We start from the raw sequence: 16,745 nt of genomic DNA on the forward strand, positions 1-16,745 counted from the left end.
TCATAGCGGGATGAGTCCACACATCTTTCTCGACAAAGAAAAAGCGGAGGTTTGGCAGTCAAAACTTCCGCTTTTTTGAGAGATCTCCCGCCCCTATCTTTTCTAAATGAATGTTTAAGAAATCGGGGGTACACCATGGAAAAATATAAGAGAGTTGTATTGAAGTTAAGCGGTGAAGCCTTAGCTGGAGGACAAGGTTATGGCATTGATCCGGACGTCATTCAATCGATTGCTTCACAGATTAAAGAAATCGTCAGTTTGGATGTTGAAGTAGCTGTTGTTGTCGGTGGAGGCAACATTTGGCGGGGGATGGCTGGAAGCGCCCAAGGGATGGACCGGGCGACTGCAGATTATATGGGCATGCTAGCGACGGTGATGAATGCTCTGGCATTGCAGGACAGTCTGGAAAACAATGAAGTAGAAACTCGGGTACAGACTTCAATTGAAATGCGCCAAGTAGCAGAACCGTACATACGCCGAAAAGCGATCCGTCATTTAGAGAAAAAGCGTGTTGTCATTTTTGCGGCCGGTACCGGCAATCCGTATTTTTCCACTGACACGACAGCGGCACTGCGGGCAGCAGAAATTGAAGCAGAAGTTATTTTAATGGCTAAAAATAAAGTAGACGGTGTTTATGATGCTGATCCGTCGGTAGATACAAATGCAAAAAAGTACCGCGAATTAACCTATCTCGATCTTCTAAATGACGGTTTAGGTGTAATGGACTCAACGGCATCTACGCTTTGTATGGATAACAACATACCGTTGCTCGTTTTCTCGATCATTGACGAGGGAAACATAAAAAAAGCGGTTCTCGGTGAAGATATCGGGACCGTAGTCAGGGGGAAAAACTAATGGCTAAGTCAAAAATCAATGTTGCAAACGAAAAGATGGGCAAGTCTGTAGACGCTCTTTCCCGTGAACTTTCAACATTACGGGCAGGTCGGGCTAATCCGGCGATGCTTGACAAGGTATTTGTTAATTATTATGGGGCTGACACCCCATTAAACCAACTGGCAACGATTTCGGTACCGGAAGCACGCCTGCTGGTCATTACGCCGTTTGACAAATCATCGATTGGAGACATTGAAAAAGCTATCCAAAAAGCAGATCTGGGACTGTCACCCAACAACGATGGTACTGTTATTCGTATCCAAATTCCTGCTCTTACCGAAGAACGTCGTAAAGAATTAAGTAAATTGGTGAAGAAATATGCGGAGGAAAATCGGGTAGCTGTGCGTAATATTCGTCGTGATGTGAACGATGACTTGAAGAAAATGGAAAAAGACGGAGAAATCACAGAAGACGAGCTGCGCCGTCATCAAGAGGAAGTGCAAAAACTTACTGATAAGCATATCAGTGCTATTGACAAAGCTGCGGAAGAGAAAGAGCAAGAAATCATGGAAGTTTAATGAAAACAACGTTACAATAGGATTATACAAAGAAACCCTCTTCTATAAAAGGAGGGTTTTTTTGAACTACCCATACATAGAAATGAAAAGTGATATATGGATAAAGGCTGGTGCGCTGATGATATTTGACCGATTTTTTCAGCAGGCGGAAGAAAGAAGTGGAGATAATGATGTCCCGATAGATACTAGCAATGTACCGAAACATATCGCGATCATCATGGACGGCAACGGACGCTGGGCCAAAAAGAAGGGACTCCCTCGAATTGCGGGGCATCGTGAAGGCATGAAGGTTATTCATCGGATTGTGGAGAAAGCGAATGACTTGCAGGTGAAATATTTAACGCTGTATGCCTTTTCCACAGAGAATTGGAAGCGTCCAAAAACAGAAGTCGATTTTTTAATGAAATTGCCGGAACAATTTCTTGATAAAGAACTGCCGAAGCTGAAACGAAACAACGTGAAAGTCCGGATTATGGGGGACGAAAGTGTGCTTCCCGTTCATACACTGCGTGCTGTTCATAAGGCGGTTGACGAAACGGCCGCAAACACAGGTCTTATTTTGAATTTCGCTTTGAATTATGGCAGCCGTCATGAAATTGTGAATATGGTAAAGCAGATTGGTGAAGAGATTGAATCTAATACGCTTTCCCCGGCTGATATTAATGAAAAGTTACTAACGGAACGACTCTTAAGCAGCGGTCTGCCGGACCCTGACCTGTTAATCCGAACGAGCGGTGAAATCCGTCTCAGTAATTTTATGCTTTGGCAGTTGGCCTATAGTGAATTTTGGTTTACAAACGTACTATGGCCCGATTTTGGTGAAGAGGATTTAGAAGAAGCCATTCGAACCTATCAGCAGCGAAAAAGGCGTTATGGCGGGATATAGATGGAGGATAAGTGATGAAACAGCGCATTATTACAGGAGTTATTGGCGGTCTGATTTTATTGGGAGCAGTAATTGCGGGTGGATTCATATGTTTACTTGCTTTTCTTCTTATCGGAACGATCGCCATGTATGAATTACTTAAAATGAAAAATATCCAGCCATTTTCTTTCGCTGGCGCCCTCAGTTTTTTGTTCGTGTGGTTTTTGCTTATTCCAACAACTTGGCTGAAACTGCCTTTTATGAGTCACCTCTCAAAAGCAGAATTTTTTTTAATACTGATTTTGTTTTTACTGGCACTGACCGTTATTACGAAAAATACGTTTTCCTTTGATGAGGCAGGTTTCGTAATATTATCCTCCGTTTACATCGGGTTCGGCCTGCATCATTTTTTGTTGGCACGTTCGGTCGAAGAGACAGGACTTTTACTCGTCTTTTATATTTTGTTTACAATTTGGTCGACGGATACAGGTGCATATCTAGTAGGACGAAAATGGGGAAGGCACAAACTATGGTCGGCCATCAGCCCGAAAAAAACAATCGAAGGTTTTGTGGGTGGAATTGGGCTTGCAATCGTGATAGGTTTTTCACTTCACTTTTTCGTTCCGCTGTTTCCCTCGGTCTCAACCTTACTCCTTTTTTTAATTGTCACGTCTATTTTCGGGCAGTTTGGCGATCTTGTGGAATCGGCATTAAAACGACACTACGAAGTAAAGGATTCTGGGGATCTTCTGCCGGGACACGGAGGAATACTCGACCGGTTTGACAGTTTAATATTCGTCATGCCTATATTGCACTTGTTTGATTTTTTTTAAGGTAACCTTAGCGATTGTCTTTCCATGAAGGCAATTGTTTCAGCTCAGTATCATTCTGACCGAATACTTTTTTGTTCCGAATATAAAGCAACAAATGATTCGGAATGAGTCATTTTAGACGAAGAAGGAGCACAGCAATGAAAAAAATAGCCTTAATCGGTTCCACAGGTTCTATCGGCACCCAGACTCTGGAAGTGATACGTGCACATCCGGAGAAATTCCAACTCGTTTCACTTGCAGCAGGCCGCAACGTAGAACTTGCCTTAGAACAAGTACATGAATTTAAGCCGCAAACGGTAGCAGTAGCTAATAAGGAAGATGCTGAGATAATTAAGCGTGAGGCCGACAACCGGATAAATGTATATTACGGAAAGGAGGGACTGCTTGCGGCAGCAGTACCGGAAGAAGCCGACCTTTTAATAAATGCCGTTGTAGGCAGTCTTGGGTTGGAGCCCACCCTTCAAGCGATTGAAGCAGGTATTGATATCGGCATTGCCAACAAAGAGACGTTAGTTACAGCCGGACACCTTGTGACAGGTCTTGCTCGTAAACACGGTGTTCAGCTGCTTCCGGTTGACAGCGAGCACTCAGCTATTTTTCAATGTTTGGCAGGCAACCGTCTAGAAGAAGTAGAGCGACTGATTTTAACTGCATCTGGAGGGAGTTTTCGTAATTACGAGCGCTCTGCTCTGAAAAATGTCACGGTTGAAGATGCCCTTTGTCACCCTAACTGGAAGATGGGAGCGAAGATTACGATTGATTCTGCGACGATGATGAATAAGGGCTTAGAGGTGATCGAAGCACATTGGCTGTTTGGGATTCCATATGAAGACATTGAGGTTGTTCTTCATAAAGAGAGCATCATCCACTCCCTCGTTGAATATTGTGATAAAAGCGTACTGGCACAACTCGGAACACCGGATATGAAAGTGCCGATCCAGTATGCAATGAGCTATCCGGACAGGCTTGAAATAGAAAGTACAAACAGGTTAAACTTATGGGAAATCGGTACTCTTCATTTTGAAAAGCCGGATAGGGACCGATTCCGCTGCCTAGGATATGCGTATGAGGCGGGGCGCACCGGCGGAACGATGACGACGGTGCTGAATGCTGCTAATGAAGAAGCTGTCGGTTTGTTTTTAAAAGGGCATATTTCTTTTTTAGCCATTGAAACGTACATTGAAAAAGCGTTAGCACGGCACCGTGTCATACACGATCCGGACCTTGCGACGATACTGGAAGCGGACCGGGATACAAGAGAGTTTGTCCGGGCTCAATTAGGATGAAGGTGGTAATAACGTGGATACATTAATAGCGATCATCGTCATATTTGGAGTGCTCGTAGCCGTGCATGAATGGGGTCATCTTTTTGTTGCAAAAAAAGTAGGCATCCTTTGCCGGGAATTTGCTATTGGTTTCGGGCCGAAAATTTTTTCAACGAAGAAAAATGAAACCGTGTATACAATCCGTCTCCTGCCATTGGGCGGCTTTGTCCGTATGGCTGGGGAAGACCCTGAGACAGTCCAGATCAAGCCCGGATATGAAATCGGACTTGTGTTTAATGACCGTCACAAGGTACGTCAAATAATCGTAAACAATAAGGCAAAACATCCGGAAGCAAAAGTGGTCTCTGTCGAACGGATTGACTTGGAGAATCGCTTATTTATTGAAGCATACAGCGATGATGAAGATGGACTTAAGAAGTATGATGTTGACGAGCAGTGTGATCTCGTCGTCGATGAGAAAGCAGAGCAAATTGCTCCGTACAATCGCCAATTTCAGTCTAAGAAGCCGTGGCAAAAAGCGCTTGCTATTTTCGCAGGACCTTTTATGAACTTCTTCCTCGCTTTTGTGATTCTCGTCGGTTTCGGTGTAGCGAACGGCGTGCCGCAAAATGATGCAGCGATTGGAGAATTAACAGAAGACAGTCCGGCTCGGGAGGCAGGCCTAAAAGAAGGCGACCAAGTTACGGCGATCGATGGAAAAGAAGTAGAAAACTGGGAAGATATGACGCTCGCTATTCAAGAACATCCGAATGAAGAAATAAGTGTAGAGGTTGTTAGAAACGGTAAAACAATGACTGTACCGGTTGAGACCTCTTCTCGCTATGATGAATTTGCAGAAAAAGAAGTTGGCCTCTTGGGGGTCATGCGTGTTATTGAACATTCCCCATTAATGGCTGTGCAGTACGGGGCTTCTCAGGTATATGAAGTGAGTATGCTGATTTTTGACGTATTGAGCATGATTGTGACAGGGGAGTTCTCTCTGGACTATTTATCAGGTCCGGTAGGAATATATAATTATACAGGGGAAGCAGCGGCCCTTGGAATGGCTGTGCTTGTTCAATGGGCTGCGATGCTCAGTGTGAACCTCGGGATTGTCAACCTCTTGCCGCTTCCGGCGCTTGACGGCGGCAGATTGCTATTTATTATAGCGGAAGCAGTCCGCGGCAAGCCGATTGATCCACAAAAAGAAAGCATGATTCATTTTATCGGGTTTGCGTTACTGTTCCTGCTGATGCTCGTCGTCACTTGGAATGACATTAACAAGTTTTTCATGTAAAGAACGTTTTTTAGACATACTTTTCATTTATATAGGTTGTTCGAAATAGAAGAGAGAGAGGGATTTATTTCGCTTATGAGACAACAACTATTTTTCAATCCAACGATGAGGGACATCCCGCAAGGTGCAGATGTTCCCAGCCACCAGCTGATGCTAAGAGCAGGCTTGATCCGGCAGACGGCGTCAGGCATTTACACATTTCTCCCTCTTGGTCTGAAAGTGTTAAGGAACATAGAGCGTATTATACAAGAGGAGATGGAGAAGGCGGGCGCTCAGGAACTGTTAATGCCGGCCATCCAACCCGCAGAGCTATGGGAAGAGTCCGGTCGTCTAAAGGATTACGGTCCTGAGCTAATGCGTCTTAAAGACCGTCACGACCGTGACTTTGTTTTAGGTCCTACTCATGAGGAAGTCATTACAAGCCTCGTTCGTGATCACATTACAACGTATAAAAAGCTTCCAATCACGTTATACCAGATTCAGACGAAATATAGAGATGAGCGCCGCCCGCGTTTTGGCGTGCTCCGTTCTCGTGAATTCATTATGAAAGATGCCTATTCGTTTGATACGGATCGTTCCGGCCTTGATACTAATTATGAACGTATGTACGAGGCATACCAAAACATATTCACACGGTGTGGGCTTGATTTCCGCGCAGTGGAAGCAGATGCTGGTGCAATTGGCGGAAAAGGTGGCACTCATGAATTTATGGTTTTGTCCCAAATTGGGGAAGATACGATAGCTTTTTCTGATACGTCTCAGTACGCCGCAAATGTTGAAATTGCTGCAGTTCTGGATACGTATGAAAAAGCAGTACCGCCTGCAGCTTCCCTAGAAGTGATTGATACGCCCCAGATGAAAACGATTGATGACTTGACGGCAGGCCTCAACTTGGAAAAGGCCAGCTTGCTGAAATCTGTGCTGTTTATAGCAGATGAAGAACCGGTCCTCGTCGTGTGCCGCGGAGATCATGAAGTGAATGACATCAAAGTTGGGAATGCACTTGATGCCCGCGAAGTAAGGCTTGCCGAACCAGATGAAGTGCAAGATATTATGGGAACAGAAGCCGGTTTTGTTGGCCCGGTTGGAGCGCCTTCGCAAGTGAAAATTCTCGTAGATGCGGCTGTGAAAACCATTTCATCAGGTATTTGTGGGGCTAATGAGAAGGACAAGCATTATCAAAACGTCCATCCTGGACGGGATTTTCCTATAACGGAATATGGTGATTACCGAATCGTTCAAGAAGGAGATCCGTCACCTGATGGTCAAGGTAAGATTCGGTTTGCCGAAGGAATTGAAGTCGGACATGTCTTTAAATTAGGAACGAAATACAGTGAAGCCCTGGGCGCAGTTTATCTGGATGAAAATGGCAGGTCCCAACCGATGGTGATGGGCTGTTATGGGATTGGTGTCAGCCGTTTACTTGCTGCTGTCATCGAACAACATCATGATGAAAACGGCATAACGTGGCCAGGGAGTGTTGCTCCATTCGATGTTCATTTGTTAGTTCTTAATCCGAAGCAGGATGATCAGCATGAGCTTGGCGAGCAACTGTATACTCGCTTGCAAGACAACGGATATGCTGTTTTATATGACGACCGTAAAGAAAGAGCGGGAGTGAAATTCAATGACTCCGATCTCATCGGGCTTCCCGTCCGTATCACGTGCGGAAAAAAAGCCGGTGATGGAATCGTTGAAGTGAAAAGAAGACGTGACGGAAAAATGGAGGAAGTCCATGTCAATGAGCTCTTTTCTTATTTAGAAACACTCAGGAAGTGAGGCGGGTCATGACTACTGAAGATCGCCGTATAAGAGAAGAACGTTTCAGCTTACTCCTTGAGCAAATTGGGATAACAGATGAAACAGCGAAATTGTTACAAAACGGCCGTGTTGAAAAGTTGTCGATCTGGAAAGATAAACGAAAGTGGCATTTTCAATTTGCGTTGCCTGAGCCGCTTTCTTATCCGGTTTTTGTGTACTTAGAGGAACGGCTATCTGCAGCCTTTCAGCACATTGCATCCGTTCGATTTTCTGTCACCTATGACAGTGAAGCTCTGCCTCTTCAGGAGTTGCCGTCTTACTGGCCTTCGATAATGAATCGACTCGAAGGCCTTACTCCTTATGTGCAGCAACGTTTAAACGATGAGGTGCCGGGTGTAGATGGCAATACGATATTCATTACGTGCAAAAATGAAGCAGAAGGGGTTGCCCTTGAAAGAAGACTCTCAGAGCCTCTTCAAAAGGTATTAACGGAACTGGGGTTTGCTTCTTGCCAAATAAAAACAAAAGTAAACACATCCACAGAAGAAAAAGAGCGCTTTGAAGAGAAGAAGAAACAGGAAGATCATTCAAAAGTCATTGAAGCGATGATGAAGCGGAAAAAGCAAGAAAAGGAATCCGGGCAAGCTGACGGCGCACCGTTACGTATTGGGTATCCGATAAAAGAAGAGCCGATCGCCTTGGAACAGATTCAAGAAGAGGAGAGACGCATCACAGTACAAGGCTATGTCTTTGATGCAGAAACGCGTGAATTGCGAAGCGGGCGCACCCTGTTGACTTTTAAAATCACGGATTATACCGATTCCATTATGGTAAAAATGTTTTCTCGGGATAAAGAAGATGTACCGCTTCTTCAAGCTGTGAAAAAAGGAATGTGGCTGAAAGTAAGAGGCGGGGTACAAAATGACACCTTCGTTCGTGACCTGGTGATGATCGGTAATGATGTGCTTGAAATCACCCCGGAAAAGCGCCGCGATGAAAGTGAAGAGAAGCGAGTGGAATTGCACTGCCATACGGTAATGAGTCAAATGGACGCGACAGTTGGAGCAGCGGAGTATATAGAGCGAGCAGCTGAATGGGGACATGAGGCAATAGCTATTACGGATCACGGTGTCGTCCAATCCTTCCCGGAAGCTTACAAAGCTTCTAAGAAACACGGCATAAAGGTTTTGTATGGCTTAGAAGCAAATCTTGTTGATGACGGTGTTCCAATTGCCTACAATGAAGCGGACCGACTCCTGCTTGAAGACACCTTTGTCGTGTTTGACGTAGAGACTACAGGACTATCGGTCGTCTATGATACGATCATTGAACTTGCAGCAGTGAAAATAAAAGACGGAGAGATTATTGAGCGGTTTGAATCGTTTGCCAATCCACACGAAAATCTCTCTGAAACGATTACAAATTTAACGGGCATCACCGATGAAATGGTGAGGGATGCACCGGAAGTGGATGATGTCTTAAAGGAATTTCATACGTTTAGCAGTGATGCTGTTCTCGTTGCTCATAATGCGAGCTTTGATATGGGTTTTTTAAACGAAGGGTACAAAAAGGCAGGAATTGGTAAAGCAGACAATCCCGTCATTGATACGCTAGAATTGGGGCGTTTTTTATACCCCCAATTAAAAAACCACCGGCTGAATACGCTTTGTAAAACATTTGATATAGAGCTTGTCAGCCATCACCGTGCCATTTATGATGCGGAGGCTACTGGCTATTTGCTCTGGAAAATGGTGAAAGATGCCGTTGAGCAAAACATCACGCATCACGCACAGCTAAATGACAATATGGGTCAAGGGGGCTTCCATCGCCTTCGTCCCTCCCACTGTACATTAATTGCTGAGACACAAGAAGGATTGAAAAACCTTTACCAGCTGGTCTCCATGTCACACCTTCATTATTTTTACCGGACACCGCGCATCCCCCGTTCTGCTTTACAAAAATATCGTAGTGGTATTTTAGTCGGTTCAGCCTGTGATAAAGGGGAGGTTTTTGAAGCGGTCATGCAGAAGCCGTTGGAAGAGGCCCGGCAGGCTGCGGAGTTTTATGATTATTTGGAGGTACAGCCGCCTGAAAACTATGCGCACTTGATCGAGAAAGAACTGGTGAGGAATGAAGAGGCTGTACATGAAATCATTGAAAAAATAATAACGATCGGCAGAGAATTGGGGAAACCGGTTATAGCTGGCGGTAATGCTCATTATTTGGAGCCTCAAGACCACATTTATCGCAAAATTTTAATCGCGTCACAAGGGGGAGCTAATCCATTAAACAAGCAAACCCTTCCGCAGGTGCATTTTAAAACGACACAAGAGATGCTTGCCAGTTTTTCTTTCCTTGATGACGAGACGGCGCGTGCTATTGTAATTGATAATACGAAAGCACTTGCCAGCCGGGTTGATGAGATCCGGCCAGTACCAGAAGATTTGTATACCCCGTTTATCGAGGGGGCTGATCAGGAGATCAGAGAAATGAGTTATGAGAAAGCGAGAGAAATATACGGTGATCCGCTTCCTGAACTAGTAGAGAAAAGGCTAGAAAAAGAATTAAAAAGTATTATTGGACACGGCTTTGCAGTCATTTATCTCATTTCTCACAAACTAGTAAAGAAATCGCTCGATGATGGTTATCTCGTCGGTTCCAGGGGGTCAGTCGGCTCGTCTTTTGTGGCAACGATGACGGAGATTACGGAAGTGAACCCACTTCCTCCCCACTATGTTTGTCCGTCTTGCCGTCATTCTTATTTCTTTGATGATGGTACTGTCGGATCAGGATACGACCTGCCGGATAAAGATTGTGAAAAATGTGGAACGGCCTATGTAAAAGACGGCCAAGATATCCCGTTTGAAACATTTCTAGGTTTTAAAGGAGATAAGGTGCCCGATATTGATCTGAACTTTTCAGGGGATTATCAGGCACGAGCTCATCAGTATACAAGAGAACTGTTCGGTGCCGACAATGTTTACCGTGCCGGAACGATCGGTACAGTCGCTGATAAAACAGCTTACGGTTTTGTGAAAGGATATGAGAGTGATCTCGACACACACTTCCGCAGTGCGGAAATCGACCGGCTTGTTTCCGGCTGTACAGGTGTAAAGCGGACAACCGGCCAGCACCCAGGTGGAATTATCGTAGTCCCCGACGAGTACGATATTCATGATTTTTGTCCGATTCAGTATCCAGCTGATGATAAAGAATCTGAGTGGAGAACAACACATTTTGACTTCCATTCTATTGATGATAATCTTTTAAAACTTGATATCCTTGGGCATGATGATCCGACCGTGATCCGTATGCTTCAAGATTTGAGCGGTCTTGATCCGAGTAAGATACCGGTCGACGATGAGGATGTCATGAAGATATTCAGCGGGCCGGAAATACTTGGCGTGTCGCCTGAGCAAATTTTGTGCAAGACTGGTACGTACGGAATCCCGGAATTTGGCACTCGTTTTGTAAGACAAATGCTGGAAGAAACCAATCCGAGTACCTTTTCCGAACTGGTCCAAATTTCTGGTCTCTCTCACGGGGCGGATGTATGGCTAGGCAATGCTCAAGAGTTAATTCAAAGCGGTACTTGTGAATTGAAAGATGTTATCGGCTGCCGGGACGATATTATGGTGTACCTCATTTATAAAGGTGTAGAGCACTCGCTTGCTTTTAAAATTATGGAGTTTGTCCGAAAAGGCAAAGGCCTGGAAGAAGAATGGATTGACGAAATGAAAAAGCATGAGGTCCCAGATTGGTATATTGAATCGTGCCTGAAAATCAAATACATGTTCCCGAAAGCGCACGCATCTGCATATGTACTGATGGCACTTCGAATCGCCTACTTTAAAGTTCATTACCCAATTCTTTTTTATGCGGCTTATTTTACGGTCCGTGCGGCTGATTTTGACATCCCGACTATGGTAAAAGGCAGTACAGCGATTCGCTCGAAGATAGAGTATATCCAAACAAAGGGACTCGAGGCTTCACCTAAGGAAAAAAGTCTTGTCACCGTGCTCGAACTTGCCTTAGAAATGTGCGAACGTGGATATACATTTCAAAAAGTAGACCTTTACCGTTCCGAAGCCGCGGAATTTGTTGTAGACGGAGATACGCTGATCCCTCCGTTCAGTTCTCTGGATGGAGTTGGTACGAACGCAGCAGTCAACATCGTCAAAGCACGCAAACATGGTGAATTTCTTTCAAAAGAGGATTTGCAGCAGCGAAGCCGGGCAACGAAAACCGTAATGGAACACCTTGACCTGCACGGCTGCTTGGAAGGACTGCCGGAGTCGAACCAGCTCTCTTTATTCTAAGTGCGTAGTACTGGGAGCTCCCTATCCTTCTAATTGCATTCTTCTGGCAAATATGGTAGTCTTTCTTAGTGGATACCTTAATAAGCACGTGCCAAAGAGTGGGTTTTTACCCACTCTTTCGTTTGCACTTATAGATATTTTTTTGTTTAGATGGATTTTTCCTCCTGATGAGGATGATTGGAAAGGTGGCATTTGCAGCATACTATGGGCACGACAATTAGATTTAAAGGAGAAAAAAGATGAGTAATAATATCAAGGAAACAGCTGCTCAGCTGGCAGAGCCGATCGTACGAGAGATGAACTTGGAATTAGTTGATGTGGAGTATAAAAAGGAAGGAAAAAATTGGTTTTTGCGTATTTTTATTGACGGTCCTGAAGGTGTAGATATTGAGGATTGTGGAACAGTCAGTGAAAAGCTTAGTGACGAGCTTGACAAAGAAGATCCGATAAAAGGTGCCTATTACTTAGAAGTGTCCTCACCAGGTGCAGAACGTCCTTTAAAGACTGAAAAGGATCTTGTACGTTCTGTTGGAAAACAGGTATACGTGACGACGTATGAAGCGATTGACGGTATTAAAGCATTTGAAGGCACGCTTACTGAATTTGACGGAAAACATTTAACAATTTCGGCAAAAGTAAAACAAAAACAGATAACATATACGGTACCATACGACAAGGTTGCTAAAGCCAGGCTGGCTGTTCAATTTTAAAAGACTGATCAGTGGGATTTGAGTGTGGTGCTGGAAAAGGGGGATTAAACTCCATGAATAGTGATTTTATGGATGCTTTGACTACGTTAGAACACGATAAAGGAATAGAGAAAGAGATCATCATTGAAGCGATAGAAGCGGCGTTAATCTCTGCCTACAAACGTAATTTTAACCAAGCACAGAATGTTCGTGTTGATATTAATAGGGAGAATGGAAGCATACGAGTCTTTGCCCGGAAGCAAGTCGTCGAAGAAGTGTTTGATCCACGCTTGGAAACGTCACTTGAGGAAGCGAAGGGGATCGACCCTAACTATGAGCTTGACGATATTATCGAGCTTGAAGTCACCCCTAAAAATTTCGGGCGTATTGCTGCTCAGACTGCGAAACAAGTAGTTACACAACGTGTCCGTGAAGCAGAGCGGGACATTATCTACTCTGAGTTTATTGATCGTGAAGAAGATATTATAACCGGTATTGTACAACGACAGGATCATCGGTTCATCTATGTTGATCTGGGTAAAGTGGAAGCACTGCTGCCACAAGGTGAACAAATGCCAAATGAGACCTACAAACATAATGACCGGATGAAAGCTTATATTACAAAAGTAGAAAAAACAACCAAAGGTCCGCAAATCCTTATTTCACGAAGTCATCCCGGGCTTCTAAAACGATTATTTGAATTGGAAGTTCCGGAGATTTATGATGGAACTGTAGAGATTTTATCTGTAGCGAGAGAGGCGGGTGACCGTTCTAAAATATCGGTTTACGCTCAAGATCCTGAAGTGGATCCAGTCGGTGCTTGTGTCGGGCCAAAAGGACAGCGCGTCCAGACGATTGTTGATGAGCTAAAAGGGGAAAAAATTGATATTGTAGAATGGTCAGAGGATACATTCGTGTATGTCTCAAACGCGCTCAGTCCTTCCAAAGTAATCGATGTACAAGTGAACGAAGAAGATAAAAGTACACTTGTTATTGTGCCTGATTACCAGCTTTCGCTCGCAATCGGGAAGCGGGGCCAAAACGCACGGCTCGCTGCCAAATTAACAGGGTGGAAGATTGACATTAAAAGTGAATCCGAAGCAGAAGAGCTAGGTCTCCTGAACAAGGATGAGCCGGCTGAGCCAGAAACGCAAGAAAATGAACAAGAACTGCTAGATGATGATTGGCTCGAGGATAACTCGATAGACGATGAAATAGTGACAGCCAATGAAGTGGATTACGAGGACGAACAATAACAGGGACAAAGGGGCGGAAGAAGTGAAGCGGAAGAAGCCTTTACGAAAGTGTGTAGTTACCGGGGAAGTGAAAGAAAAAAAAGCACTTGTACGGATAGTAAGAGCTCCGGATGGCACCGTGTCTGTAGACCATACTGGTAAAAAAAACGGGCGCGGTGCTTATTTGACAGACGACGATCATTGCTTTCTGGAGGCGAAACAAAAAGATGTTCTCTCCCGGCATCTAAATGTTCAAGTATCTCCCGAAGATTACGATCGTCTGCTTGCTGAAAGAAAGGACCGTACTCATGGATAAAGCTTTTTACTCGTTTCTTGGTTTAGCAGCGAAAGCAGGGAAGGTGAAAACTGGGGAAGAATTAGTACTGAGAGAGATTAGGAATCAGTCCCTCTATCTCGTTTTAATCGCCGCAGATGCTTCACCAAATACGAAAAAAAAATTCAAAGATAAATCCAGCTCCTATCGAATTCCGCTACGGGTTGCTGGTTCGAGGGACAGCCTCGGCGAAGCGATAGGAAAAGGCAGTCGTGTGATTATCGGGATTACAGAAAAAGGGTTTGCCGATAAGATGATCTCAATGCTGGATTATTAGAAGGTGGAGGTTGTGCTTATGAAAAAAATGCGAGTTTATGAATATGCGAAATCGGTTAACAAAACAAGTAAAGAAATCGTAGATAAATTGAAGAATATGAATGTGAATGTAGCGAATCATATGTCCGTCATTGATGAACAAACGATTGCCAAGCTTGAAGGCAGCAATCAGGCAAATAAAGCAGCAAGCACTGCATCTGCACCGAAAAAAAACAATAGACAGCAGGACACAAATCAAAAACGAGAGGATAGTAATAAAAAACCAATGAACAAAACTAAAACGGAAAACACGAAAAAACAAGGCAACCAGAATAACCAAAATAAAAAGACTAACAAACGCGGTAAACAGCAAAAAGGAAATAACCGCGATAATCGGAATCGTCAGCAAGCGGCACCAAAAGTATCAGCACCTCCTGAAAAAATCACCTATTCCGGTACATTAACGGTGGGGGAACTTGCTGAGAAACTTAACAAAGATTCGTCTGAAATTATTAAAAAACTGATGTTTCTTGGCGTAATGGCTACGAAAAACGAGGATTTAGAAAAGGATACCATTGAATTACTTGCTGAAGATTACGGTGTAGAAGTTGAGGAAGAGGTCGTTGTCGATGAGCTGGATATTGACAATCAAGTGGAAGAAGACGATCCATCTGAGCTTGCCGAGCGCCCGCCGGTCGTAACAATTATGGGTCACGTTGATCACGGGAAAACAACTTTGCTTGACTCTATTCGCCATACGAAAGTGAGTGAAGGAGAAGCAGGAGGTATCACCCAGCATATCGGTGCGTATCAAGTAACAGAGAACGGTAAAAAAATTACATTTCTTGATACTCCCGGACACGCTGCATTTACAACGATGCGTGCAAGAGGGGCACAAGTAACCGATATTACCGTTTTAGTAGTAGCAGCTGACGACGGGGTAATGCCGCAGACAAAAGAAGCAATTAACCATGCGAAAGCAGCAGGAGTTCCGATTATCGTAGCTGTTAACAAAATGGATAAAGAGGCTGCAAATCCGGATCGCGTTATGCAAGAGTTGACGGAATTTGAGCTTGTTCCTGAAGCTTGGGGCGGGGAGACAATTTTCGTAAATGTGTCAGCTTTAAATGGGGACGGAATTGACGAGTTGTTAGAAATGATTCTCCTTGTTTCCGAAGTAGAGGAGTTGAAAGCAAATGCTAACAAACGGGCGCGTGGAACCGTTGTAGAAGCGGAGCTTGATAAAGGACGCGGTCCTGTGGCAACTCTTTTAGTACAAGAAGGAACAATGAACGTCGGCGATCCGATTGTGGTTGGGAACATGTTCGGTAAAATCCGGGCAATGGTAAATGATATTGGACGCCGGGTTCAAACAGCCGGGCCGTCTACACCGGTGGAGATCACTGGTCTAAATGGTGTGCCGCAAGCAGGAGACCAATTTTTAATCTTTGAAGATGAAAAGAAAGCACGACAGTTTGGAGAAGCACGTGCTACAAGAGCCCGTGAAGAAGAAAGAAGCCATACCGCAAAAGTGAGTATTGACGACCTGTTCAGTCAAATTCAAGAAGGTGACGTTAAAGAAATTAATGTGATTGTTAAGGCAGACGTACAAGGATCAGTAGAAGCGGTGCGTGGCTCTTTAGAGAAGATTGACGTAGAAGGAGTCAAAATTAATATTATTCATGCGGGTGCCGGTGCTATCACAGAATCTGACGTAATCCTTGCTTCTGCTTCGAATGCGTTGATCATTGGGTTTAACGTGCGTCCTGACGTGAATGCTAAACGTACTGCTGAAGCTGAAAAAGTAGATATCCGCTTACACCGTGTCATCTATGACGCGATTGAAGAAATAGAAGCAGCAATGAAAGGAATGCTTGATCCGGAATATGAAGAAAAAGTAATCGGTCAGCTTGAAGTTCGCCAGCTGTTTAAGGTATCACGCATCGGCACTATTGCTGGTAGTTATGTCTTAGAGGGCAAAATTACAAGAGATTCTACTGTCCGTCTCATCCGTGACGGCGTCGTGATATATGAAGGGAAGCTGAACGCGCTAAAACGGTTTAAGGACGATGTAAAAGAAGTAAACAACGGCTATGAATGCGGCGTCACGCTGGAGAACTTTAATGATATTAAAGAAGGCGACATCATTGAAGCTTATGTTATGGAGGAAATTAAACGTACATGATCGGATCCGTTTATTGTGAATGTCTCATTTATCAGGCACAGTCTTTGAAAGAAAAACGAGCAGTCGTTAAAAGCATAATAACGAGATTGAGGCAAAGACTAAACACAGCGGTTGCGGAAACCGGTTATCAAAACCTGTGGCAGCGTACGGCTATTACGGTAGTATCCGTCAATCAAGACCGTCGGGTAGTGGAAAAAGAGCTTCAGAAAGCACTTGATTTGATAGACAGCACTCCAGAAGTGGAAAGAACCATCACAGAATATGAGTGGTTTTAATGGAAAAGGAGGCCGTGACG

At 44.2% G+C, this 16,745-nt stretch carries 14 protein-coding genes; all 14 read left to right on the plus strand.

What is annotated here, in order from left to right:
• The first annotated feature begins 135 nt into the window (after nt 1–135).
• The 14 genes from pyrH (at nt 136) to LOR49_RS06015 (ending at nt 16,725) form a co-directional block, all read left to right on the plus strand.
• Entirely contained in the window at nt 136–855 is a 720-nt protein-coding gene (pyrH, locus tag LOR49_RS05950) for a UMP kinase (RefSeq protein WP_240375340.1), read from the plus strand.
• On the plus strand, nt 855–1,412 hold the full coding sequence (frr, locus tag LOR49_RS05955) for a ribosome recycling factor (protein WP_240375341.1): 558 nt from the start codon (nt 855–857) through the stop codon (nt 1,410–1,412). The genes pyrH and frr overlap by 1 nt, the downstream gene beginning before the upstream one ends.
• 121 nt (nt 1,413–1,533) lie before the next feature.
• Nucleotides 1,534–2,298, plus strand: a complete 765-nt coding sequence (locus tag LOR49_RS05960; protein WP_420830415.1) for an isoprenyl transferase — start codon at nt 1,534–1,536, stop codon at nt 2,296–2,298.
• Nucleotides 2,299–2,312: 14 nt separating this feature from the next.
• Complete coding sequence (locus tag LOR49_RS05965; protein ID WP_240375342.1) at nt 2,313–3,110, plus strand: phosphatidate cytidylyltransferase; 798 nt, start codon at nt 2,313–2,315, stop codon at nt 3,108–3,110.
• A 137-nt stretch (nt 3,111–3,247) separates the two neighbouring features.
• Nucleotides 3,248–4,396, plus strand: a complete 1,149-nt coding sequence (locus LOR49_RS05970) for a 1-deoxy-D-xylulose-5-phosphate reductoisomerase (RefSeq protein WP_240375343.1) — start codon at nt 3,248–3,250, stop codon at nt 4,394–4,396.
• A 13-nt stretch (nt 4,397–4,409) separates the two neighbouring features.
• A complete protein-coding gene (gene rseP / locus LOR49_RS05975; RefSeq protein ID WP_240375344.1) occupies nt 4,410–5,672 on the plus strand; it encodes an RIP metalloprotease RseP in 1,263 nt (420 codons plus the stop codon).
• Nucleotides 5,673–5,747: 75 nt separating this feature from the next.
• Nucleotides 5,748–7,451 (plus strand): proline--tRNA ligase, encoded by a 1,704-nt coding sequence (locus tag LOR49_RS05980; RefSeq protein ID WP_240375345.1) that lies wholly within the window; start codon nt 5,748–5,750, stop codon nt 7,449–7,451.
• An 8-nt stretch (nt 7,452–7,459) separates the two neighbouring features.
• Nucleotides 7,460–11,752: a PolC-type DNA polymerase III gene (locus LOR49_RS05985; protein WP_240375347.1), complete on the plus strand. Its 4,293-nt coding sequence runs from the start codon at nt 7,460–7,462 to the stop codon at nt 11,750–11,752.
• 239 nt (nt 11,753–11,991) lie between these two features.
• Nucleotides 11,992–12,462, plus strand: a complete 471-nt coding sequence (gene rimP / locus LOR49_RS05990) for a ribosome maturation factor RimP (protein WP_240375348.1) — start codon at nt 11,992–11,994, stop codon at nt 12,460–12,462.
• A gap of 53 nt (nt 12,463–12,515) precedes the next feature.
• On the plus strand, nt 12,516–13,697 hold the full coding sequence (gene nusA, locus LOR49_RS05995) for a transcription termination factor NusA (protein ID WP_240375349.1): 1,182 nt from the start codon (nt 12,516–12,518) through the stop codon (nt 13,695–13,697).
• On the plus strand, nt 13,669–13,992 hold the full coding sequence (gene rnpM, locus LOR49_RS06000) for an RNase P modulator RnpM (protein ID WP_420830404.1): 324 nt from the start codon (nt 13,669–13,671) through the stop codon (nt 13,990–13,992). Before nusA ends, rnpM begins: the two co-directional genes overlap by 29 nt.
• Nucleotides 13,985–14,287 carry a ribosomal L7Ae/L30e/S12e/Gadd45 family protein gene (locus LOR49_RS06005; protein WP_240375351.1) on the plus strand — a complete coding sequence of 101 codons (303 nt, stop codon included), beginning with the start codon at nt 13,985–13,987 and terminating at the stop codon, nt 14,285–14,287. Before rnpM ends, LOR49_RS06005 begins: the two co-directional genes overlap by 8 nt.
• Nucleotides 14,288–14,305: 18 nt before the next feature.
• Nucleotides 14,306–16,450 carry a translation initiation factor IF-2 gene (infB, locus tag LOR49_RS06010; RefSeq protein WP_240375352.1) on the plus strand — a complete coding sequence of 715 codons (2,145 nt, stop codon included), beginning with the start codon at nt 14,306–14,308 and terminating at the stop codon, nt 16,448–16,450.
• A complete protein-coding gene (locus LOR49_RS06015; RefSeq protein ID WP_240375353.1) occupies nt 16,447–16,725 on the plus strand; it encodes a DUF503 domain-containing protein in 279 nt (92 codons plus the stop codon). Before infB ends, LOR49_RS06015 begins: the two co-directional genes overlap by 4 nt.
• Nucleotides 16,726–16,745: the final 20 nt, after the last annotated feature.

The organism is Bacillus piscicola (genome assembly GCF_022458745.1).
GTDB lineage: Bacteria > Bacillota > Bacilli > Bacillales > Marinococcaceae > Alteribacillus_A > Alteribacillus_A piscicola.